Consider the following 22,020-nt stretch of genomic DNA (forward strand, 5'->3'; position numbering starts at 1 on the left):
TCTAGTTTCACATTATGTTTAGAAGATCATCCCAACCTCGCCCAAACTGGCAACAACTCGCCAAAGAAACTGGCTTTAACTTTCATACCATGCACGGTGAGACTTATTGGGATGAAAGTGTTTATTACCAATTTACTCTGCAACAAATAGAGCAAGACATAGAAGATCCGAGTGTCGAGCTCAATCAAATGCTACTAGAGTTAGTTTCTAAGGTCTGTGACGACGACGAACTGATGCAGTTATTTGCTATCCCCGAACAGCAATGGGATTTAATTCGTCGTTCTTGGTTTAGACGGGATCCGCATTTATACGGCCGTTTTGATTTTAGTTACAATGGCAATGGCCCTGCCAAATTACTCGAAGCAAATTTTGATACGCCCACATCATTATTTGAAGCTGGCTATTTCCAATGGCGTTGGCTCGAAGATATGGTTGATGCTGGACATCTGCCAAGACAAAGCGACCAATTTAATGCCTTACAAGAAGCACTGATAAAACATTTTCGACAGCTACATCGGTTCCATCGTGCCCAACGTTTATATTTCTCGTGCTGCAAAGACACAGAAGAAGACCTAGGCACAGTAGAATACATGCGCAGCTGTGCCATGGAGGCGGGTTTAAAAACAGGCTTTTGTTTTGTCGAAGACATTGGCCTCAATAACGCCAACCAATTAACCGACTTGAACAATAACCCCATGAGTTGGATGTTTAAACTCTATCCTTGGGAGTTTATGTTTACTGATGAGTTCGCACCAGCGTTATCGAATTTAAAAATGCAGTGGTTAGAACCAGCTTGGAAAGCAATTATCTCGAACAAAGCGATTCTACCTTTGCTTTGGCAAATGTATGAAGGCCACCCAAACCTATTACCAGCTTATTTTTCAAAAGATAAACACAAACTCGATACGGCCGCTGGTATTGTTAAGAAGCCGCTTTTTTCTCGTGAAGGGGCAAACATAGAAATTACCAAAGCAGGTAAAACACTCGCTCGCTCTGGCGGCGACTATGGTGATGAAGGTTTTATTTATCAAGCTTTTCATGCATTACCTAATTTTGATGGCTACTACCCTTTAATTGGCAGTTGGATGGTAAAAGATGAAGCTGTGGCTATGAGTATTCGAGAAGACAGCTCTTTAATCACACAAGATCTGAGCCGCTTCGTACCGCATATAATCTTGGGCTAATTTGCAGCTTTTAAGTTATAGCCATTTAAGCATATTCTCAAATGCGCTACCATTAACACAAATCATTTCATAGGGATGAATACTATGTCGCACACACGTGCTTTTCCTTTGAACCAACATCTCATTTCAGTCTCAGGCCAAGATCAGCTTAACTATTTACATGGCCAACTGACACAAGATTTGAATTTAATCAATGAACAGCAATTTCTATGGGCAGGTCATTGCTCACCTAAGGGCAAGCTTTGGGGTGCATTTAAGCTATTTAAACATCAATCAAAGTTTTATTTATTAGGCAGCCCTGCTGAATGCGAAGCCTCAGCGAAAGAACTTAAGAAATATGGTGTTTTCGCAAAGGTAGAAATAGAACTTCACGAAAGTCCAAAACTATTCGGGCTTTTAACTAACGACTTTTCTGCAACCTGTGCGCAATTTGAGATCACATTCTCAGATGAAAACAATAGTTGTGAGTTTGCAGGCGGTATTGCACTGAAACTCGATGAAACTCGTTTGATTGTTTTATTAAATGATGACGCAGAATTACCTAATGGCATTACGCTTGAAAACGATGCAACTGAGTTTGCAGAAGCTGCCATTTTAGCCGGAGAGCCTGCTCTGAGCAGTGACTACATTGAAGAGTTTGTACCACAAATGATCAACCTTCAAGCAATCGGTGGTATTAGCTTTAAAAAAGGCTGCTACACAGGTCAAGAAACCGTTGCTCGTATGCGCTATTTAGGTAAAAACAAGCGCGCTATGTACATAGTACAAGGCGATGCTTCTCAAGCCGTTGAAGACACAGATTTAGAAATTCAGCTTGAAGACAACTGGCGTCGTGCTGGCAAAATCATTTGCCAAGTGTTCAATGCCAACTCAAACACCTATTCTGCACTGGCTGTATTACCAAATGATACACAATCAGATGCTACACTTAGGTTAAAACAATCTCCAGAGCAGTTGGTTTCAATCCAACCGCTTCCTTATTCTCTTGAAGATCAATAATTGGATCCTATTATGAAAATCACTAAAGACGCCGTTGTAAAATTGCACTTCTCTGTAATGGATGACGAGCAAAATACCATAGATAACACTTACGACGGTGAGCCACTTGAGATCATCTCAGGTCACGGTTACTTAGTACCTGGCTTAGAAGCAGCTATTGCGGACAAACAGGCTGGCGACACTTTCTCTGTGACTATTGAGCCAGATCAAGGCTATGGTGAGCGTCACGACAACTTAACGCAGATCGTTGAGAAGTCAATGTTCGAAGGTATGGACATTGATGTGGGTATGCAATTCAGAGCGACCACAGACGAAGGTGAGCACACTGTGATCATCATTGGCATTGAAGGTGATGAAGTGGTGATCGATGGCAATCACCCGCTATCTGGTTTAACGCTGACTTTTGACGTTGAAATTGTTGATGTGCGTAAAGCAACGGCTGAAGAACTAGAGCATGGTCATGTTCATGCAGAAGGCGGCTGTGGTCACGATCACTAATTCAGCTGTAAGCTGTAAGCTATAAGCTGTAAGCTGTAAGCTGTAAGCAAAAAAATAGCGCCAATGTTATGTTCGGCGCTATTTTTTTATTTAGGCTAAATGAGCTAACTATGTCTAACTAAAATCAAATGGATCTTTGCGCTTTTTAACTGGCTCATGTTCTTCATCGTCTTCATCAATGTCTGCTTGTTCAGACGTATTAATCGCTTCAGGAACATGCTTTAACGCTTCAGGAAAACTAGCAAGTAAGCTTTCTTGATCATTGGTACCAATACGATACTTAGTGCCATCCTTTATCAGGATTTCGATAGCAGAGAAACCAGCAGCTGCATACACCCACCCATCATGACTAATACGCATTCCGACGCCATGACGTAACGAGTTACGGACCGCTCTCACAGACTCTATATCATCAAAATTTAGTGTTTTCTTGCCAACGCCTGGGCCAAACCAAAAACTGACTGAGTGGCGGCTTTGGTTCACTTCAACAGTCAGGCCATAAAAAGAAATGGCAACCAAAACAAGTATTCCAGCAAACCCAACGATGCCCGCATTAAACCCGATTAATTGTGCAGCAACGGCTAAAAAGCTACTGATCCACAATAAAATTGCCCAAATCACCCATGCAAATTGTGTATGCTTGTACATAAACTCTCTTTAATTAATCTTCAATTTTAACTGGGGTTGGACGCTTGAAGTCTTGCAGTCCACCACTAAAGCTGTAAATCAATGTCGCGCTGATTTCAGTGTCTTTTTTAAGCTTATTCTCTTCAGGCTGTGAATTGTGTCTATAGGTATAAGCCACTTTAAAACCAATGCCACCTAACACTTGTGTAACCAGTGCCGTTTCGCTCAAAACTCGGGTATTTAACCCTGATAGTGAACGCTCAATACTGATATCTTGATTAAAGCGCGTTCTCTCAGAGACTTTGCGCTCCCACTGTAATGCCAAACGTAATAATTGGCCTTGCTGGACACGATCTGCACCCTCGAATAGATCAATTTCATCACTGGTTCGCGTTATTGATAAACCTGGACCTACATCTAAATCAAAGGTGTTCTTTCTACCCTCAAATAAACGCGTGCCATATCCGAGTGCAAAGGTGGCGGTATATTCTTTACCGTTAAATTCGTCGTCTTCGTAGTCAGCGTATAAAAACAACGACTCATTATCTTCACCAATTTTATAGTTACCTTGCATTGACACAAAGTAACGCTCCGCTGATACCGTTTCAGTCCCAGTCTCTGCATCAGTGTCTTCACGGTAAAGACCATCAAACTTAAAGTGATTTCGCCAGTGGGTGAAATCTTGATACAAATTGCCCTTCAACTTAAACGCAGTATTTTCAGCGTTACCTTTGTTGATGATCAAACCAAACTCAGTATCGCCATATAAAAACTCACCTTTGTGAAGTTCATGTATTTCTTCATCTGATAGCTCTCCGTATTCATGGAAATCTTCAAATGGATCTACCGCGTAGGTAGGGTTGCTGAAAGTAGCAAAGCAGAGACCGACTATGAGTGCCGGTATTTTTATTTTTTTTATTAACATGCTTATCTATTGAATGTTTTCTTCGGCTTCTTGCTTCCATAACACATGACAGAACGGCGCATCCAAGTCGCGACTGATAAGAATTTTAGCAAGCACTTCATCACCATCTTCGTATTCAATGCCCACTAAAACTTGTACAAAATCTTCAAGATCACTTTCAAGAGATACAAATTCTTGCCAGCTATCATCAGGTTCACTGTCTTCAATAAAACCAAACTCTTCATGATGTTGGTTAAATTCAGCAATATCTAACTCTGATAAATTTTGTGGTGCTAACTCTTGAAAAATTTCATAAGCTTGATGGGTTGCTTCTTCAATACTACAAAGACGTGCTGGCATAGAAGGTCTCACTAACAAATATTGTGGCTATCATACAAAACCGTCAATTACTTGGCTATGGTCTTGAGTCGAATTGATGAATTTACATGGTAAACAAAGCCATATAGAGTGTTAACTCTAAAACTATAATAAAAACAGGTTCCCTATGGTTTCACTCGAAATAATAAACAATGTTGCTTACGTCACCCTGAACCGCCCTGATAAACAAAACGCATTAAGTGTTGAAATGTTTATTCAGCTTGATAAATGCATTAAAAAAATCAAAAAACAGCGTGAAATTCGCGCTGTTGTTATTCGCGGAGCGGGCGCGCATTTTTGCTCAGGGCTAGATGTGAAGTCTGTCATGGCTAAACCTCTGAATATCGTTAAGTTACTTTTTAAATGGCTACCAGGAAACGCGAACCTTGTGCAGAGGGTCGTACTTGGCTGGCACACTATCCCTGTACCTGTTATTGCTCTCATGCAAGGTAATAGTTTTGGTGGGGGCCTTCATATTGCGCTAGGTGCAGATATGCGCATCGCCAAAAGCAGCACACAAGTTGCCATTATGGAATCACGCTGGGGCTTGTGCCCTGACATGGGCAGCTCACCTTTATTACTTGGGTTAACGCAATACGACAAAGCTTTATTGCTTAGTAGCCAAGGAGAACCAATTGATGCCCTGCAGGCCTTTAAACTTGGTTTGATCACAGAAATAGTCGAAGACCCTGAAAAGCGCTGTGATGAGATCATAGAGCAACTCAAAACACGCTCTCCAGATGCACTCGCTGCAATTAAACTGATACATCAAGCAAGTTTTCATTTTAACCGCAGACGCATTCTCGCAAAAGAAACTTGGTCCCAAATCAAACTGTTATTAAGTAAAAATACGCGTATCGCCATGTATAATGCGACTAAGGACGAAGCCAAACCATATAATCAAAGAGGAAAATGGTAAGAAGGTCGCATCGACACACCTTACTGACTCTTTATACTTGGGCTATGAAAAATACTAAAACATACCTTTTAGCTTGGTTTAAATTCAGCGCCAGTTTGATGCTACTTATTGGCTTTTTGTTTATCTCAAAGCTAACTACCTCATATTTTCAAATTGCTTTTCCTAGCGCGTTATTGGCTATGTTGATTGTGTTTGTATTATTAATGACGGATATCGTGAAAGAATCTTGGCTTGCACCTGCTTGCCAGCCTATTTTGAAGTATATGGCGTTGTTTTTTATACCTGCGGGTGTTGGGTTAGTTGAGCATATAGATGTCTTTACGACTCATTGGTCATTATTGTTGCTGGTATTGCTGCTGGTGCCTTTGATAGGGCTTGTCTTGATTTCATTCATTACTAGTTTAAGAGGCAAGCATGCTAACTGACTTGCTTATCACAATGTTTGTTTGTGCGTTCATTACTGGGCTATTTTTAGTTACCAGAAGGCTGAATAGTCAGTTCCCCTCACCTCTACTGAACCCTCTACTGCTTTGTATTGTAATGCTGAGTGCAGTACTGATTTTTGCAGATATTAATTATAAAGATTTTTCTAAAGCCAGTTATCCCATTCATTTCTTTCTAGAAGTGGCAGTTGTCGCACTCGCCTACCCACTCTATAAACAAGTGCATGAAATTAAGCGCAGCTTGGGCTTGCTATTACTAAGTGGTTTTATAGGTGTCACCAGTGCCACATTAATTGCCTTCATACTATGCAAACTCTTTGCTGTACCTGATGAGCTGTTAAACTCTTTAATGGCGCTCTCAGTAACCACTCCAATAACACTCATTATCACTGACGGATTAAACGGCATTCCAGCTATCGCCGCCTTTATGGTTATCTTGATCGGCATGTTTGGTGCTGTGTTTGGGTTGTCTTTACTACATCTATTCAAAGTTAAAGATCAAAGAGTAAAAGGCCTTGCTCTTGGTGTGGTATGCCATGGTATCGGCACCGCAGCTGCGATTGAACACCACCCTCAGGCTGGTGCTTTTGCTTCGGCTGCCATGATAATCAGTGCATTGATCACCGCAATTTGGGTGCCCACGCTTTATGCTATATTGACGCAACTAAGTGGTGGTTGATTTATTTAACGAATAAAGCAACTCATAAGTATTATAAAACAATGGGTTATTTTATTTCTTATGCTAACCTCTGATTAACTCCATTATTTGTTTTAAATTTATTAGGTATTGACCGTGATCCAACAAGAAATAGAACAAGTTGAACGTTACTACACCATTATTAAAGACTATTTAGTCAACTACAGCATGCAAGTGGCTGCTGCAATCTTAATCCTCATAATAGGTTTGTGGGTTTCTAAGAAGCTCTCTAAAACGGTAGAACGTTTATTACTAAAGCATAATATTGATATTGCATTAACCAACTTTATTGCCAATGTGGTGAAAGTGCTGCTTATTGTGATGTTTGTGGTGATTGCCCTCGGAAAACTCGGGATCAGTATTACGCCGTTTGTTGCAGCCATAGGTGCAGCCTCACTCGGTGCGGGCTTGGCTTTACAGGGAATGCTTTCAAACTATGGGTCGGGCCTTGCGATAATTGCTACGCGCCCATTTGTTGTCGGTGATACGATTTCTGTAAAGGGTGAGTCAGGTCAGGTTAAAATGATAGAGCTGGGCCATACCATTTTAATCAATGAAGAAAACGTCGAGATCACCATTCCTAACAAGCATATCGTTGGAGAAGTATTGCATAACTCATTTAACAACTCATTGGTGATGGGCGAAATCGGCATTGCTTATAGCGCTGACAGCGATAAAGCCATTAACGTTATTAAAAATATTCTCTCATCTCATGACAAAGTCGCCAACGAGCCGCACGCTAAAATTGGCATAGAACGCTTCGATGATAGCGCGGTGATTATTAGCTACCGCTACTGGGCACCCACTACCGAGCTGATTGATACTAAGCTCGACATTAACCAACAAATCTATGCACAGATTAAAGCCGCTGATGTTGAAATACCGTTCCCGCAACGTGTGGTGACGATAAAGAATCAAAACTAGAGATCGAAGTTCTAGGTTAATCAAATTTTTATAATTATTCGATGCTCAAGAAGACATAAAAAAGCCGTTCGAAAAGAACGGCTTTTTTGTATTTTACTCTAGAACAACTTAAGTTAAGGCTTAGGTGGTTCTACAGGAGCAATTGGATCAGTTGAAGATAATTCAACTTTTTGCTGTTCTGCTGCTTGCTCTTCCCTTGGAGGAAGTTCTGGGCTTCTACCAGTTCCTAGCCCACCAACGACCATCTTTACAACTTCATTATCTAAAATCATTTTAAACCCTTAATAAGATTAAACTTCCGTTCTTGCCGATAATTTGCTTTTTCTAGAGAAAACTTTAAGACCAAACGACAAACATAAAAATGCAGCTAAAAATAGTAAAAAATGCTGTAAGTTATCTCGGATGTATAACTTAAAAAATGCATTATCAATTAGGTAAATTTGATATAAATAAACCTCAATTAAAGTCACTAGATTTATAACTACTGAAAAACCGAAAATAATAACAAGAATAGCTTCTTGAGGTGTATATCTGTGGTTATCATAAATTAGATTAAATAAATTTATTGAACTAAGTTTTGAAGCCCAAAATCTCCTGCCGAATACAAAAATCAAAAATGTTGAATAAATTAGCATTGACCATACATAAAAACCAATTGGCATTTCTAATGCCCATTCTACGGTTAATAGACTTATAAACTCTACAAAAAGAAAAGTTAATACTAAGAACCTAGCATTAATATCTTTCCATGAAAAAAACAGAGAGATTATCAATGTAAATGGAATTAAATAATCCAATAAATAAGAACTCATTCTTTCACCTCTTCAACATCTTTATTATTCTTATTTTCTTTGTCATTTTTCTTACCAAAAATATCAAAGTATGAGGCAGGATCGCGACCACTGATCAACAGTATGTCGATAAATTTGCTGAGAGGGATTTCGTTTTTACCGCTTTCCCAATTTGAGATAGTTGATTGGTCGCACTCAGATATCATACGCTTAGCAAGCTCAGCTTGGCTTAAGCCTAGTTCTTGCCTGATTTGGCGAATAAATCGCTGTGCTTCAACCTTGAAGCTAAAAGTCTTCCTTTTGCGCTCGGTTGCTTTCATTATTTCCTTTCCAAGAAAAGCTATATCCTTAGCTTTTTCAATAAAACTGTCTTATTAAGTTGAGTCATACATGACTAAAAATTTACAGCATAATAACAGAGCCGTTTCATAAGTGAAACACTCTTTTTGGTTCTTTATTAGGCATAGTAAGCAAGATTTGTGATGTTAAGAAAAAAGCCCGCTCGACTTAACTAAGAAACAATCATAAAAAAGGCCCGATAATTCAACATCGAGCCTCTGTATAAACTTTTAACTTAAAGCTGATTTATGCTTTGCGCCAAGTCGTTTTTCCAGCACTATCTTCTAGTACTACACCCATCGCCGTTAACGCATCACGCGCTGCATCCGCAGCAGCCCAATCTTTATTCGCACGCGCTGTTAAACGCTGCTCAATTAACGCTTCAATCTTAGCGACTTCATCATCGTCTTGGTCGCCTTGTAAGAATTGCTCTGGCTGTTGCTGTGCAATACCTAGCACTTCTGCAAGCTTCACAAGAATAAACGCGTGCTCGCCCGCCGCTTTTGCATCCTTTTCTTTTAGCAAGTTCACTTCTTTTGCTAATTCAAAGATAACTGGCAGCGCTTCTGGCGTATTGAAGTCATCGTTCATTGCTGTTTCAAAACGCTTAGCAAACTCAGTTTGCTTGTAATCAAATTCAACGAGCTCAACACCACGTAATGCGGTGTAAATACGCTCAAGAGAAGAACGTGCTTGATCTAGGTTTTCTTGTGAGTAGTTAAGCTGGCTGCGGTAGTGACCGTTAATTAAGAAGTAACGCACTGTTTCGCGGTCGTACTGCTTTAATACTTCACGCACTGTAAAGAAATTGCCTAATGATTTAGACATCTTCTCTTTATTTACTTGTACCATACCCGTGTGGATCCAAGTATTTACGTAGTTACCATTATTAGCGCAGCATGACTGGGCAATTTCATTCTCATGGTGCGGGAACTGTAAGTCTGAACCACCACCATGAATATCGAAGTGCTCACCTAAATGTTTTTGGCTCATTGCACTACATTCGATGTGCCAGCCAGGACGACCTTCGCCCCAAGGTGATGACCAAGAAGGTTCGCCTGCTTTGGCTTTTTTCCAAAGTACGAAATCTAGAGGATCATCTTTGCCTTCAGCCACTTCAACTCGTGCACCTGCTTGCAGCATATCTAAATCTTGCTGAGACAATTGACCGTATTGTTCAAATGTAGAGACATCAAATAGTACGTCACCGTTTTGTGCAACATAGGCGTGTTTCTTCTCAACAAGGCGTTCGATCATGTCGATGATCTCATTCATGTGACCCGTTACCGTCGGCTCGATATCAGCCGGCAACATATTCAATGCTTCAAAGTCTTCGTGCATTGATTTAGTCATACGAACCGTTAAGTCCTTTATTTCTTCATTGTTTTCAGCAGCACGCTTGATAATTTTGTCGTCTACATCGGTGATATTACGCACATAGGTAACATCAAAGCCTAAATAGCGAAGGTAGCGATTCATCACATCGAATGAAACGTAAGTACGCGCATGACCCACGTGGCAGAAATCATAAATGGTGATACCACACACATACATGTCGACTTTGCCTTCGACAAGAGGTTTAAACGGCGCTTTTTCACGAGTAAGTGTGTTGTATATCTGCAACATTGAGTCTGTTTCCTAATCCAATAATAGACATAAGCCGCAATCATAACACTTGAATTCGCCCTGCTCTATACCCGATTGCAGCTATTTCCCGATAAATACGCCATTAACACAAAGCTTTAACCGATTTATATTCTGCTATAAAATACATTCCTTTAATAAACACATATCGAATAGGTAACCACAATGGTTGTACTTCAAACAAACTTTGGTGAAATCAAAGTAAACCTTTTTGCAGAAGAAGCGCCTGCAACAGTTGAAAACTTTTTAAACTATGCAAAGTCAGGTTTTTATGACGGCACTATCTTCCACCGCGTAATCGACGGTTTCATGGTTCAAGGTGGTGGTTTCGCTCAAGGTATGGAACAAAAGTCTGTTCAAGCACCAATTCAAAATGAAGCAAACAACGGTCTGAGCAACAAAACTGGTACACTTGCTATGGCACGTACACCAGATCCTCACTCAGCAACGGCTCAGTTCTTCATTAACGTGAACGACAATGACTTCTTAAACTTCTCAAGCGAAACATCGCAAGGTTGGGGTTACTGTGTATTCGGTGAAGTAGTAGAAGGCATGGACGTAGTAAACAAGATCAAATCTGTTGCTACTGGTTCTGCGGGCTTCCACCAAGACGTTCCACTTGAAGATGTGATCATCGAGAAAGTGACGGTTGCTTAAATCTGAGTGCTAAGCAATTAAGGCTAGGTATGCACCTAGCCTTGTCTTTTTCATACTCACTATTCATTTTCTTTCTAGGCTTTTTGAATGGCATCTCGCAAAACCTACTTTATCTCTGACTTACATTTAACCGAAGACCGCACAGACATCACCAATGCATTCAAGCTTTTTCTTGAAACGCACATGACTGATGACGTCGATGCTTTATATATTCTTGGAGATTTTTTTGAAGTATGGATAGGCGATGATGGTCATACTGCGCTGACTGACGAGGTAGCTTCGCTGTTAAAGTCTGTGTCAAACAGAGGCATTCAAGTATTTTTTACTCATGGTAATCGAGATTTTTTACTTGGGAAAAAATATGCCAAGCAAGCAGGCATGACTTTATTGCCTGAACAAAAAGTCATTGATTTATACGGTACACCTACAGTCATTCTGCACGGCGACGAAATGTGCACCCAAGACATTGCCTATCAAAAGTTTCGCAAGAAGAGTCGAGGCTGGTGGTGGCCAAAACTGATGCTCGCCATGCCACTTAGTTATAGAAGAAAAGTTGCCAAACAAGCACGCCAAAAAAGTATTGAAAGCCAAAAAGGCAAACCATTAGATATTTTAGATGTCACCTCTGACGCTGTGTTAGCCATGTTTGCAAAGCACCATGTGAAGCACATGATCCACGGTCATACACACAGACCAAATGTGCATACAATTGAAAAAGATGGGGAGACCCTAACCAGAACGGTACTTGGTGATTGGTATTCACAGAGTTCTTATTTAGTGGCTACTGAAACAACTCAAACTCTTTGTAATCATGATTTTAAGTGACAAAAACTAACTTTCAGTGGTTGGAAACTCAATAACAAACTCCGTAGAGATGCCTTCAGGTAGGGCTTCGAGCTTTGTTAAACTTAGGGTTCCATCAAGTACTTTAGTCACCCACTGATTCACCATAAATAAACCTAACCCTGTATGCCCTTTACTTCTGGCGCCAGTATAAAATGGGTCAAAAATATTTTTCGATTGGTGTTCTTCTATTCCTCTGCCTGTATCCTGTACTCGCAGAATAACGCTATCCTTTTTCTTTTGCTCGGCTTTGACAATAATTAAGCCGATTGCCCCTTCACCAAAGCCATGCTCTAACGCATTTAACACGAGATTTTCAATTATCCTTGAAATAACACCAGGGTAAGCTCGTATTTCGTTATAAATTGATACCTGAGTTTTTAACTCTATTCTTGTGTTTTTAAATCTTGGATGTAAAACTCGACATAAATCTTCAAACAATGATTCAAAGAAAATCGCATCCTTACTCTCATCTCCTCTTTCTATTGCCATCCTTTTAAAGCTTTTCACATGTTCAGCAGCTTTATTTAAATTTTCTCGAGATAAGCTCAGATTAGCTTCAAACTGCTCTAAACAATTTTGTAAATACTGTTTGCTAAATCCGGTATCAATTTTCTTTGCCAAATCCATGCTCAATAATTGTGCATTTGAAATCGACATTATCGCCCCGCCAATTGGGGTATTCATCTCATGAGCAACACCAGCTGCAAGCATGCCTAAAGAGCTTAACTTTTGTGCCTCAACTAAATCATTTTGAAGTAGCTTTAGTTGCTGAACTCGCTCTTCTAATTGAACATTTAAATCCGCTAGCTTTTCTTTCTCGTCAACAAGTTGCTTTGATATTGTAAGCAGTGCCAATTTCAACTTAATATCATTGGACAGGTAAAAATATCCAATAATGACAAACGCAATAAATAATATGCCTGCTTGCATAAATGCGCGCCTATAAACTTGGTTGATAGACTGCATTTCAGCTTTACTTAACAAGTAAAGCGCTTCATTTTTAGAAGTGCTTCCTTCAGCTTGTAGGTTGAGTTTTAGTACACTAAAAAATTGCCCTTGGTCGAAATGCCGTATTTTTTTAACTTCAGAGTGCTTTATAAATTGCCAATGTTGGGGATTAATTGTTGTTTTATTCGCTTTAGGATCCAACATAAACGCCCACTCTAATTCGGGGTTTTCATGAAGTAGCCATTGCCCAGTCTCATTTAAAATTTGTATTTTCGCTGCACTTGTCTTCATTTCCTTTAGCAAGTTAAATGTTTTTGCTAGATTAAAGTTTACGACAACTAAGCCATCTAAAAGATAGTCATCTGATGAAGTGCGATAGGAAGCGCGAATTGTCGGTTCAAAGGGCTCTACAATCTCACCATATTCAACATTTAGATCGAGCCTAGAAATGTAAACATCCGGTGCTGCACTTGCCATACCTTGGCTAAAGTAATAACGACCTCCTTTATTTTGTAACGCGTCACTGGCAACAATTTCTGGCAATCCCTGATTAAAGTTAACTCTTATTTGCTCTTGCCCTTGCGAGTCTATCCAGCGTATTTGAGAAATGTTATTTATAACACTGCCGAATTCTGAAAAGTGCTCACTCAAAGCGGTTAAATTTAGGCTGTCACTCTGTTTATCTTGAAACAGCGTTTTGTCTGCAACAAGCAACTTAACGATTTCTCTAACACTTGATAGCTCTTTGTTTATGACTAAACTTGCTTGTAGCAAAGCATCATTTTGTTGTTCTTTGACCTTTTTTAAGTCAGATTGCGATAGCCAATAAAACGCCAAGATACTGCAGAAAAGTACTGCAGCCATCAATAAACACGCAGTAACAACAAACTGCTTCTTTATTTTGCTTTGTGTTTTTACTAAATCAAAGCCGTTATGCATGCCTGTGCTCTAACCAAACAATGAGCTCATCAATAAACATTGGCTTAGCAAAATAGTAGCCTTGTGCAAATTTACAGCCAATATTAGCCAACCACTGCGCTTGCTCTGCCGTTTCTACCCCTTCAGCAACCACATCAAATTCAAAAGTATCGGCTAGCATCATTATCATATTAACGATATGTTGGCTCGACGAATCAACTTCTAGTTTATTAACAAAGCAGCGGTCTATTTTGAGGGTAGAGGCAGGTATTTCAGAAATATGTTCGAGAGAAGAATATCCGGTTCCAAAATCATCAATACTGATATGAAAGCCCAATTCAACAAACTTTTCTAAACAACGGTTTACTCTCTCATAATTATGGATTGCCTGTGTTTCAGTCACTTCTAATTCAAGTTGACAGGTTTCAAGGCCCGAATTAGTCACCTTATTATTAATTTCTGAAATATAATTATCTGAAACTAAATCAAGAATTGATACATTAAACGCCACTCGATAGTCACTAACTATGACCTTATTTAAGACCTTAATTGCATCGAGAATTTTCGTAAAAATAAGGTTGTCTAGTTCGGTGATCAGCCCAGACGTCTCAGCCAAGGAAATAAATTCGTCAGGGCTCACAAAAGAACCGTCTTTTAATTTCCATCGAGCTAGCGCTTCAAAACCCACTACTTGGTGACTAACAAGGTCAATTTTTGGCTGAAAAGCGACTGTTATGTCTTTGTCTGCAATGGCATGACGTAATTTTTGCATTAACTCAAAACGAGATGAGATCTCATCGGCATGCTGAGAAGTAAAGAAAATAATTTCATTTTCTTGTGGATCAACGTTACTTAGAGCTGACTCCGCAAGATTGAGCATTTTCTCTGATGACAAGTTTCGTAACTGACTTAAATTCAATACTAACACTCTCACATCAATAAATTGCTCGACGTTATTAATTTCAAACACCTGCCTTTTTAATTGTGCGACCTTTTGTTCGTTTAGCTCAGTTTTGTTGGGCAGAATTACTGCAATACTGTCATCTTTGAATAATGAAACTCTTGGGTTTAATTCTTTATAGGATTTTTGGATATTGGCAACTAAGCGCAGCAGAATTTTCTTACAGAATTGAAAACCAAGTGCATAAGCTTTTTCATCAAAGTCTTGAATCTCAAAAATAATAAGTTGAGCTTGATTAATCTCAATAGAATTCATTTTTTCGATTTCTCTTTGCAGCCAATTCCTATTCGGTAAATTCAGTGAAATATTGGTGTATGCAAGTTCGGTTAAGCGGTTCAACAAAGCAATATTTGAAAAGCCACTGCCGACATTTTCGCTAAAAACTTGTAATAAAGCGGCACTTTGTTCAGATAACGGCGTATCTGTTTTGACCAAGATAATATAGTGCTTGAAATCAATATGGTGAGTATCAAAAAAGAAGATCGAGTAATGTTCTGTAATACGATGGCTTTTAGACTTTTGACTTAATTGGATATCATTAAAAATCTCAGAACCAACAACCTCTTCTGATACTTCATGACCTTCAAAATTTTTAAAGCAACCACTGGTAGACAAAACAGGTAAACTATCGGCTTGGCTTTTTCCCGAAAACAAAATTCCGCCACCATCCGTGACTTGAATAATTTTGGCTATTTCGTGTAAAACAGCTTGAGAAAATGACACGATGTCATTTTTGCCATTTATGCTTCGGGCTGCATCCAGTATGAGCTGCAACCCCTGCTTGGCATTTTCAATTTGTTGAATATATTTAAACGTACGTAGGTTACTGTTTATGACAGAATGCAGTTTTTCAGCAGAAAGATCTGCTTTGTTCCAATACTCATCAATATCGAGTAATTTCATCACATCTTTTTGTGGCGAAAAACTAGGCTGACCGGTGAGTAATACAATGCGAATTTGACTATTACCAACGACGTTTCTAATTGTATCGACAAGTCTTAAACCGGCATCGTCTGTTTCCATGACAACATCAATGAAAACAATTGCAATGTCTTTATGTTGAGAAAGTACATATGCAGCCTCAGAAACACAGCTCGCTGATAATATTTCTATTTCGAGGTTGTCTCTTACTGAAACTGCTTTTATTGTCTGAATAAGTGCCTGCTGATAGCTTGGGTCGTCTTCAACGGTTAAGATTTTCCACTTTTGTTGCTCACGGCTTGGCGCGGAGTCAGATTCAGAAAACTCAAACATTGATGCGTCATTCATAGTGCCTATTCCTTATAAAACTGCTATGTATGTAGTACGGATGTTCTGAATAACCAGCTTAAAAATAAACAAAGTTAATCACCGAACCCCATCGAACTTATGCACTAATTTCTCAAACACCACTCATTGGTATCAACATAAGTTCATATACATATTTACACTAGCACAGAAACTAAACATCGCTCCAGCTAGCAAAGCTTCTTTATAAAATATAATTCAACTTAATTTGGAGACAAGAATTGCGTATGTTGAATAAAGAAGGCACCCTCGGTGCCTTTATTTTTGAAGACGTCTGTGTATCTTAGAGTTGAGTTGGCGCACCTGAGTGAAACTTGAAGTCTACATCTGGAGAGGCTATTAGTTCAGCTTCTACCTCACCAAAAAATGCGACGCGCTCAGATATGTCTTTCCCTGCAATTTCTTCTGCCAGCGTCAGGTAGTCCTGATAATGACGCGCTTCAGAGCGCAGTAACGACACATAAAAATCACCAAGCTTTTTATCTACATGTGGTGCTAGCTTTGCAAATCGCTCACAAGAGCGGGCTTCGATATAAGCGCCACAAATCAACTTATCAATGAGTTTTTCTGGCTCATACGTGCGAACATGTTTAAGTAGCCCACTTGCGTAACGACTTGATGCACAATATTCGTATTCAACGCCACAGTCATGCATGATCTCTAATACTTGATAAAAGTGATGTAACTCTTCTTTGATAAGCAAGACCATTTTATCTATCAAATCTTGCCCATAAGCAGTCTGTGCTTTAGGCACCATTGATTTATTCAGCTTATTGCAATCTGCTAGCTCTTGCCAACTGCCAATTTTTCGATAAGTAAAATCTTCATAAGGCTTAAGCCACTCTAGAAGCGCCGTGCCACTGTCTTTATCTACTGCGTATTTACGAATCAAATACATAGCAGATTGTGCTGCTTTTAATTCGCAGACCATATGGTCAATTAAAATGACTGGTAGGTTTTTAGGGTCTTTTGCGGCTTCAATCCAACTAATTGGGGTTTCGCATTGCAAGAATTGATTTATTGGCTCTAAAAGCTTATCCAAGGCTGACTCTCAAGGTGGCTCTAATAAAAATTACCGGAAATTGTATCATAAAACTGGCTCAGGCTAATGCATTGGATCAAAGGAAGATTATTGCGTTCAAAGAATTCAAAACTTTTCAATTAGACGAAAGTTTAACCATTTCTTGACAAAGAAATGCTTCTTACGCATAAATAACTATGAAAGATGTATAAAAAACACACACCCTTTGCCAAATTCTGATAAGGAGGCCTTATGATTTTAAATCATTTATGGGGCTTGTACGCTCACCCACTCGAAGAGTGGCAAACCATAGATAATCGTCATGAGAGCATGAAGTATAGTTTATCTCATATCGCGCTTATCGCATTAATCCCAAGTATTATGGGATATATTTCTTCTGTACACATTGGCTGGCGTATCGGCACATCTGACGTCGCGTTTCTAACACATGAAAGTGCCCTATTGATTGGTGTCGCTATGTATTTTGCACTGATTATGGGGGTATTTGCTCTAGCCTATTTAGCACACTGGATGGCGGTTACATTTGGGGCTAAGCCAACGTATACGCAAACTTTAGAGCTCGCAGCTTATACAGCAACACCATTATTTATGTCAGCTGTTTCTGCTGTTTTTCCTGAGTTGTGGTTTGTAGTGACTGTCGGTATGGCCGCACTGGCTTACTCTGTTTACTTACTTTATACCGGTGTGCCTATTTTAATGCACATCCCAGAGGAGCGAGGCTTTATCTATGCCAGCTCTGTAGTGACTTGTGGATTGGTCTTAATTGTAATTATTATGGCTGGAACGGCTATTTTATGGACTAATGGCATAATTAGCCCTACCTTTAGTTAGGGTGCTTTAAATAGCCCCTAAATTTTTGCTTTTATCCAAAAGTTAAAAGGAGCGAATCATCGCTCCTTTTTTATATGCTTTGTTGAAGGAGTAATTACTCGCCTTCTGACTCTTCTTGGTTATGTAACTCAAGTGAAGCTGACATTGCCTGCTCACGTGTAGACTTTGCAGAGTCGTTACGTAGTGCATCGATACGGTTTAGATAATCTTGATCGATATCACCCGTGATATACTGACCATCAAATACAGATGTTTCGAACTCTGTTACATCAGGGTTTTCTTGACGAACTGCAGCGATTAGATCTTCAATAGATTGATAGATTAAGCCGTCTGAGCCAATGCTCTGGTTGATATCATCTACTTCACGACCATGTGCAATTAGCTCTGCAGCTGATGGCATGTCGATACCATAAACGTTAGGGAAACGAACTTCTGGTGCTGCTGAAGCAAAGTAAACGTTTTTCGCGCCTGCTTCACGTGCCATCTCAACGATCTGAGCTGAAGTTGTACCACGTACAATTGAGTCATCTACAAGTAATACGTTTTTACCTTCGAATTCTCTGTCGATCGCATTTAATTTACGACGTACAGATTTCTTACGCATTTCTTGACCTGGCATAATGAATGTACGGCCTATATAACGGTTCTTCACAAAACCTTGACGGTAAGGCTTGTCTAAAACCGTTGCAATCTCTAGCGCAACATCACATGACGTTTCAGGGATTGGAATAACCACATCAATGTCTTTATCAGCCCATTCACGTGCAATCTTCTCACCTAGCTTCGTACCCATATTTACACGTGTCGCGTAAACTGACATGTTATCGATTACAGAGTCAGGACGTGCGAAGTATACAAACTCAAAAATACATGGTGCATGTTGTGTATTAACAGCACACATTTGTGAGAATAGTTGGCCATCTTCAGTCACGTAAATTGCTTCACCAGGTGCTACATCGCGCACAAATTCAAAGCCGTCAGCTTTAAGTGCTACGCTTTCAGAAGCAAACATATATTCAGTGCCGCTTTCTGTTTCACGCTTACCATAAACAAGTGGGCGAATGCCTTTCGGATCACGGAAAGCCACAATACCGTGACCAATGATCATCGCAATACTTGCGTAACCACCAACAACTAGCTCATTCACATTTGAGATTGCACTGAACATATCTTCAGCTTCAAGCTTTAACTTACCTGATTTGCAAAGTTGATGCGCTAAGATGTTTAAAAGAATTTCAGAATCTGAAGTGGTGTTTACATGACGGCGAGCTTGGCTGAATAATAACTCTTTAAGCGCTTCTGCGTTTGTTAAATTACCATTGTGCGCTAAGGCAATACCAAATGGAGAGTTTACATAAAATGGCTGTGCTTCTGCAGAACTTGAAGAGCCTGCAGTTGGGTAACGCACATGGCCGATACCAATATTGCCTTGAAGGCGCTTCATATGGCGGGTATGAAACACATCTTTAACAAGACCATTTGCTTTTCTTAAGCTAAACGTATTGTTATCGATTGTGATGATGCCTGCTGCATCTTGCCCACGGTGTTGCAAAACAGTTAAGCCGTCATACAAAGCCTGATTAACAGGAGATGTTGCGACTATACCAACGATACCACACATTAAATTTTTCCTCGCCGATTAACGGTTTCCGATTAACGGTTCACTGAATTTAAAAAGCTAGAGTTGTCTTCTAAGTAAGAAAAAAACCACTCAATAACAAAACTAAATTCAGGGATCAAAGTTGATGCTGTCCACCAAGGTGCATCTGGTGCACCGGTAAACGCATCCAGAAAAAACAGTAAGGCGCTCACGACTAATACACCTCGAAGTGCACCAAACACAATACCTATGATACGGTCGGTGCCTGACAGGCCTGTACGTTGTACAAGTTCTGACAGAATATAATTAACAAGCCCACCCAACAGTATGGTCGCAAAAAATAATATGGCAATTGCGGCCGCATTTCTTAAAAGGGGTTCTGAAATGGATGTAAGGAAGGTTGCTAGATATTGATAGAATAAACTAGAAATGAAGAATGCGCTGATCCATACAACCAATGACATTGCTTCTTTTACAAAGCCTCGCATTAGTCCGAATAAGGTGGAAAGACCAACTATACCGAGAATCGCGTAATCAACCCAGTTCATAATAACCAACAAGTCGTTAATTTGGGGCGCATTCTATAAGAGCCAAGGGTCAATTACCAGATCATTTTGTTATATCGAATTGGGTTAGTCGGCCTTTTAGTTTTGTAAGCTTTTCTAACTCTGGCAATTTTTGTTCTAAATCGGCCTTATCTAACTGAGGGCCAACGAATACTTTTGTTAATTCGCCATTTCGCGTTTTAATAGGTCGTGTAAATGCAGTAAAACCTGCATTCTTTAGTTTTTTCATCAATGCTTCAACATTGGCTTTATGAGAAAAACTACCGAGCTGTATGACGTACGCCATGCTGGTTAAGTTAGATTCTTCTGAACGTTGCAAAGGCGCTATTTCTGCCTCTACCACTTGCTGTTGAGGTTTTACCACTTCAACCTCTGGTTTTGCCTCTTCAACAACTTGTATTGGTTGTGAGCTTGAATCGTTTCGTGCGGTGTTCACAACTTCTTTAGTTTCTGAGCCATCAGCTTTTTCTGTAGACGCAGGCTCAGCGTCAAGTGCAATCTCATCATGCAAAGCTTCAGGCTTAATCTCAAGGGCAAGCTCAGCTTTTGCGTCAATCTCTTGCTGAATTTCAATTGTAGTGAACTCAGGGCGCTCCGGAATAGCTTTAAAACCGTCTTTAAAGTGAACCTTTTCACCATCAAGAATATTCGGTATGAAAATGATGGCAGCGACCACCACAATACTAGTACCCACTAAACGGTTTAAAAATCCTGAGTTCACAGCTTATCTCTCTATTTTTGCCAATACTGAATTGCTTCTGCAACAGTAAAGAAGGAGCCAAATACAATCATTGCCGTCTGATTATCAAGTCGCGATAACTGACTGTCGAGTGCCATATGGACCGAATCGAACATATTTGCGCTTTGCTGTTGCGCTTGTGTTAGCAGAGGTAACAAATTAGATGCTTGCTCTGCACGTGGACCATCTAAAGACGCTAATGACCAATAATCAATTAGTTCAGACACTTCATTGATTACACTGGCTTTATCTTTATCAGCAAGCATAGCGATTAATGCATGGATTTTAAACCCTTGCTGCTTCAACTCTACTAATTTTTGCTTTAAGTAGCGAGCTGATTCAGGGTTATGTGCAACATCAGTAAATACTTTTGGTGAGTCACTTAGCTTTTGAAAGCGCCCTTCGACTTTTAAATCAGCTAAACATTTTTCAATTACTGATAGCTCAGGGAGCAACTCTAAACGTGCCAGTAATGTCAAAGCTGTGGCGACATTTTGTGCTGGAATACTTGGCTTTTCAAACTCAAACTCGTGCGATTTATAACGCCAAACAAACGATGACTGTTTTGGTTCAAAGAAAAAATCTCGCTTAGAGAGTATCAGCTCAGCCGAAATCTCATCACCATACTCTGTAACCGTATGTGGAATATTTAAGTCTCCCACTATCGCCGGTTTATCTGCGCGGAAAATACCGGCTTTGTCATAGCCAACTAATTCACGCGTATCGCCTAAGTACTCTTTATGGTCAAGGTCGATAGTTGTAATAACGCTTGCGATCGGCTCAACAATATTAGTGGCATCAAAACGACCGCCCAAACCCACTTCAAGTAGCACATAATCGACTTCAAAGCGCTTAAAAATCGCCAAAGCGCCTAGCGTACCAAACTCAAAATAAGTCAGTGGTGTTTCGCCTCGGCCTTTTTCTAACAAGTCAAAAGCATCGACATGATATTGGTCGTCTAACTCTTTACCATTTACACGAACACGTTCGTTATAACGAATTAAATGTGGTGAAGCATACGTGCCTACTGAGTAACCCTGAGCGAGTAACAAGCTTTCTAAGCAACGTGCTGTGGTACCTTTACCGTTAGTACCAGCAATCATGATGATTTTTGAAGAAGAATTGAGAAGATTAACCGAGTCGGCAACTTGTTTGATGCGCTCCAAGCCCATTTCGATATTGGCAGGATGCACACGCTCTAAATAACAAAGCCAATCATCAAGACTTGATGATTGGCAAGGTATATTTTGTGACATAAAAACAGCTTAAATTAAAAAA

The 22,020-nt window shown here is 39.8% G+C and carries 24 protein-coding genes; 10 read left to right on the plus strand and 14 right to left on the minus strand.

Annotated elements, in window-relative coordinates:
• Positions 1-14: 14 nt before the first annotated feature.
• The 3 genes from AC1HJP_RS03495 (at position 15) to AC1HJP_RS03505 (ending at position 2,681) form a co-directional block, all read left to right on the plus strand.
• Entirely contained in the window at positions 15-1,184 is a 1,170-nt protein-coding gene (locus tag AC1HJP_RS03495) for a glutathionylspermidine synthase family protein (RefSeq protein WP_480360383.1), read from the plus strand.
• Positions 1,185-1,268: 84 nt separating this feature from the next.
• Positions 1,269-2,183 carry a CAF17-like 4Fe-4S cluster assembly/insertion protein YgfZ gene (ygfZ, locus tag AC1HJP_RS03500; protein WP_480360384.1) on the plus strand — a complete coding sequence of 305 codons (915 nt, stop codon included), beginning with the start codon at positions 1,269-1,271 and terminating at the stop codon, positions 2,181-2,183.
• A 12-nt stretch (positions 2,184-2,195) separates the two neighbouring features.
• Positions 2,196-2,681, plus strand: coding sequence for an FKBP-type peptidyl-prolyl cis-trans isomerase (locus AC1HJP_RS03505; protein ID WP_480360385.1), 486 nt, complete (start codon positions 2,196-2,198; stop codon positions 2,679-2,681).
• A 114-nt stretch (positions 2,682-2,795) separates the two neighbouring features.
• Here the strand turns inward: AC1HJP_RS03505 and AC1HJP_RS03510 are convergent, their stop codons facing one another.
• From AC1HJP_RS03510 to AC1HJP_RS03520, 3 genes are read right to left on the minus strand one after another with little or no spacing between them, the layout of a single operon-like run.
• Positions 2,796-3,329: a hypothetical protein gene (locus AC1HJP_RS03510; RefSeq protein WP_480360386.1), complete on the minus strand. Its 534-nt coding sequence runs from the start codon at positions 3,327-3,329 to the stop codon at positions 2,796-2,798.
• Between the two features lie 13 nt (positions 3,330-3,342).
• Positions 3,343-4,233, minus strand: a complete 891-nt coding sequence (locus tag AC1HJP_RS03515; protein WP_480360387.1) for a DUF481 domain-containing protein — start codon at positions 4,231-4,233, stop codon at positions 3,343-3,345.
• 6 nt (positions 4,234-4,239) lie between these two features.
• The gene (locus AC1HJP_RS03520; RefSeq protein WP_349286222.1) at positions 4,240-4,572 is read right to left on the minus strand and encodes a DUF440 family protein; all 333 of its coding nucleotides are present in this window, start codon (positions 4,570-4,572) and stop codon (positions 4,240-4,242) included.
• A 145-nt stretch (positions 4,573-4,717) separates the two neighbouring features.
• Between AC1HJP_RS03520 and AC1HJP_RS03525 the strand changes: the two genes are divergently transcribed.
• The 4 genes from AC1HJP_RS03525 to AC1HJP_RS03540 all read left to right on the plus strand — a co-directional run bounded on the left by AC1HJP_RS03525 (position 4,718) and on the right by AC1HJP_RS03540 (position 7,573).
• On the plus strand, positions 4,718-5,509 hold the full coding sequence (locus AC1HJP_RS03525) for a crotonase/enoyl-CoA hydratase family protein (RefSeq protein WP_480360388.1): 792 nt from the start codon (positions 4,718-4,720) through the stop codon (positions 5,507-5,509).
• Complete coding sequence (locus AC1HJP_RS03530) at positions 5,503-5,934, plus strand: CidA/LrgA family protein (protein WP_480360389.1); 432 nt, start codon at positions 5,503-5,505, stop codon at positions 5,932-5,934. Before AC1HJP_RS03525 ends, AC1HJP_RS03530 begins: the two co-directional genes overlap by 7 nt.
• Positions 5,924-6,631 carry an LrgB family protein gene (locus AC1HJP_RS03535; RefSeq protein WP_480360391.1) on the plus strand — a complete coding sequence of 236 codons (708 nt, stop codon included), beginning with the start codon at positions 5,924-5,926 and terminating at the stop codon, positions 6,629-6,631. Before AC1HJP_RS03530 ends, AC1HJP_RS03535 begins: the two co-directional genes overlap by 11 nt.
• Before the next feature lie 114 nt (positions 6,632-6,745).
• A complete protein-coding gene (locus AC1HJP_RS03540) occupies positions 6,746-7,573 on the plus strand; it encodes a mechanosensitive ion channel family protein (RefSeq protein WP_480360392.1) in 828 nt (275 codons plus the stop codon).
• Between the two features lie 113 nt (positions 7,574-7,686).
• Here the strand turns inward: AC1HJP_RS03540 and AC1HJP_RS03545 are convergent, their stop codons facing one another.
• The 4 genes from AC1HJP_RS03545 to cysS form a co-directional block, all read right to left on the minus strand.
• Positions 7,687-7,845 carry a hypothetical protein gene (locus tag AC1HJP_RS03545; protein ID WP_480360393.1) on the minus strand — a complete coding sequence of 53 codons (159 nt, stop codon included), beginning with the start codon at positions 7,843-7,845 and terminating at the stop codon, positions 7,687-7,689.
• Between the two features lie 18 nt (positions 7,846-7,863).
• Positions 7,864-8,385: a hypothetical protein gene (locus AC1HJP_RS03550; protein WP_480360394.1), complete on the minus strand. Its 522-nt coding sequence runs from the start codon at positions 8,383-8,385 to the stop codon at positions 7,864-7,866.
• Complete coding sequence (locus AC1HJP_RS03555; RefSeq protein WP_138480905.1) at positions 8,382-8,684, minus strand: helix-turn-helix domain-containing protein; 303 nt, start codon at positions 8,682-8,684, stop codon at positions 8,382-8,384. The genes AC1HJP_RS03550 and AC1HJP_RS03555 overlap by 4 nt, the downstream gene beginning before the upstream one ends.
• A gap of 265 nt (positions 8,685-8,949) precedes the next feature.
• Positions 8,950-10,329, minus strand: coding sequence for a cysteine--tRNA ligase (gene cysS / locus AC1HJP_RS03560; RefSeq protein ID WP_480360395.1), 1,380 nt, complete (start codon positions 10,327-10,329; stop codon positions 8,950-8,952).
• A gap of 183 nt (positions 10,330-10,512) precedes the next feature.
• On the opposite strand from cysS, the gene AC1HJP_RS03565 reads away from it, so the two are divergent.
• A complete protein-coding gene (locus AC1HJP_RS03565; RefSeq protein WP_480360396.1) occupies positions 10,513-11,004 on the plus strand; it encodes a peptidylprolyl isomerase in 492 nt (163 codons plus the stop codon).
• Positions 11,005-11,091: 87 nt separating this feature from the next.
• Positions 11,092-11,829 carry a UDP-2,3-diacylglucosamine diphosphatase gene (locus AC1HJP_RS03570; protein ID WP_480360397.1) on the plus strand — a complete coding sequence of 246 codons (738 nt, stop codon included), beginning with the start codon at positions 11,092-11,094 and terminating at the stop codon, positions 11,827-11,829.
• A gap of 6 nt (positions 11,830-11,835) precedes the next feature.
• On the opposite strand, the gene AC1HJP_RS03575 is transcribed toward AC1HJP_RS03570, so the two are convergent.
• From AC1HJP_RS03575 to miaE, 3 genes are all read right to left on the minus strand, one after another.
• Positions 11,836-13,737, minus strand: a complete 1,902-nt coding sequence (locus AC1HJP_RS03575) for a sensor histidine kinase (protein WP_480360398.1) — start codon at positions 13,735-13,737, stop codon at positions 11,836-11,838.
• Entirely contained in the window at positions 13,730-15,946 is a 2,217-nt protein-coding gene (locus AC1HJP_RS03580) for a GGDEF/EAL domain-containing response regulator (protein ID WP_480360399.1), read from the minus strand. Before AC1HJP_RS03580 ends, AC1HJP_RS03575 begins: the two co-directional genes overlap by 8 nt.
• Before the next feature lie 301 nt (positions 15,947-16,247).
• Positions 16,248-17,006, minus strand: a complete 759-nt coding sequence (gene miaE, locus AC1HJP_RS03585) for a tRNA isopentenyl-2-thiomethyl-A-37 hydroxylase MiaE (protein WP_480360400.1) — start codon at positions 17,004-17,006, stop codon at positions 16,248-16,250.
• A 231-nt stretch (positions 17,007-17,237) separates the two neighbouring features.
• Here miaE and AC1HJP_RS03590 point away from each other — a divergent pair, with 231 nt between their 5' ends.
• Positions 17,238-17,837: a Yip1 family protein gene (locus AC1HJP_RS03590; RefSeq protein WP_349286235.1), complete on the plus strand. Its 600-nt coding sequence runs from the start codon at positions 17,238-17,240 to the stop codon at positions 17,835-17,837.
• Positions 17,838-17,931: 94 nt separating this feature from the next.
• Here the strand turns inward: AC1HJP_RS03590 and purF are convergent, their stop codons facing one another.
• The 4 genes from purF to folC all read right to left on the minus strand — a co-directional run bounded on the left by purF (position 17,932) and on the right by folC (position 21,998).
• The gene (purF, locus tag AC1HJP_RS03595; RefSeq protein WP_480360401.1) at positions 17,932-19,458 is read right to left on the minus strand and encodes an amidophosphoribosyltransferase; all 1,527 of its coding nucleotides are present in this window, start codon (positions 19,456-19,458) and stop codon (positions 17,932-17,934) included.
• Positions 19,459-19,490: 32 nt separating this feature from the next.
• Positions 19,491-19,985 carry a CvpA family protein gene (locus tag AC1HJP_RS03600; RefSeq protein ID WP_058030237.1) on the minus strand — a complete coding sequence of 165 codons (495 nt, stop codon included), beginning with the start codon at positions 19,983-19,985 and terminating at the stop codon, positions 19,491-19,493.
• A gap of 61 nt (positions 19,986-20,046) precedes the next feature.
• The gene (locus AC1HJP_RS03605) at positions 20,047-20,724 is read right to left on the minus strand and encodes an SPOR domain-containing protein (RefSeq protein WP_480360402.1); all 678 of its coding nucleotides are present in this window, start codon (positions 20,722-20,724) and stop codon (positions 20,047-20,049) included.
• An 11-nt stretch (positions 20,725-20,735) separates the two neighbouring features.
• The gene (gene folC / locus AC1HJP_RS03610; RefSeq protein ID WP_480360403.1) at positions 20,736-21,998 is read right to left on the minus strand and encodes a bifunctional tetrahydrofolate synthase/dihydrofolate synthase; all 1,263 of its coding nucleotides are present in this window, start codon (positions 21,996-21,998) and stop codon (positions 20,736-20,738) included.
• Between the last annotated feature and the right edge of the window lie 22 nt (positions 21,999-22,020).

The organism is Pseudoalteromonas sp. NFXS53 (assembly GCF_056629255.1).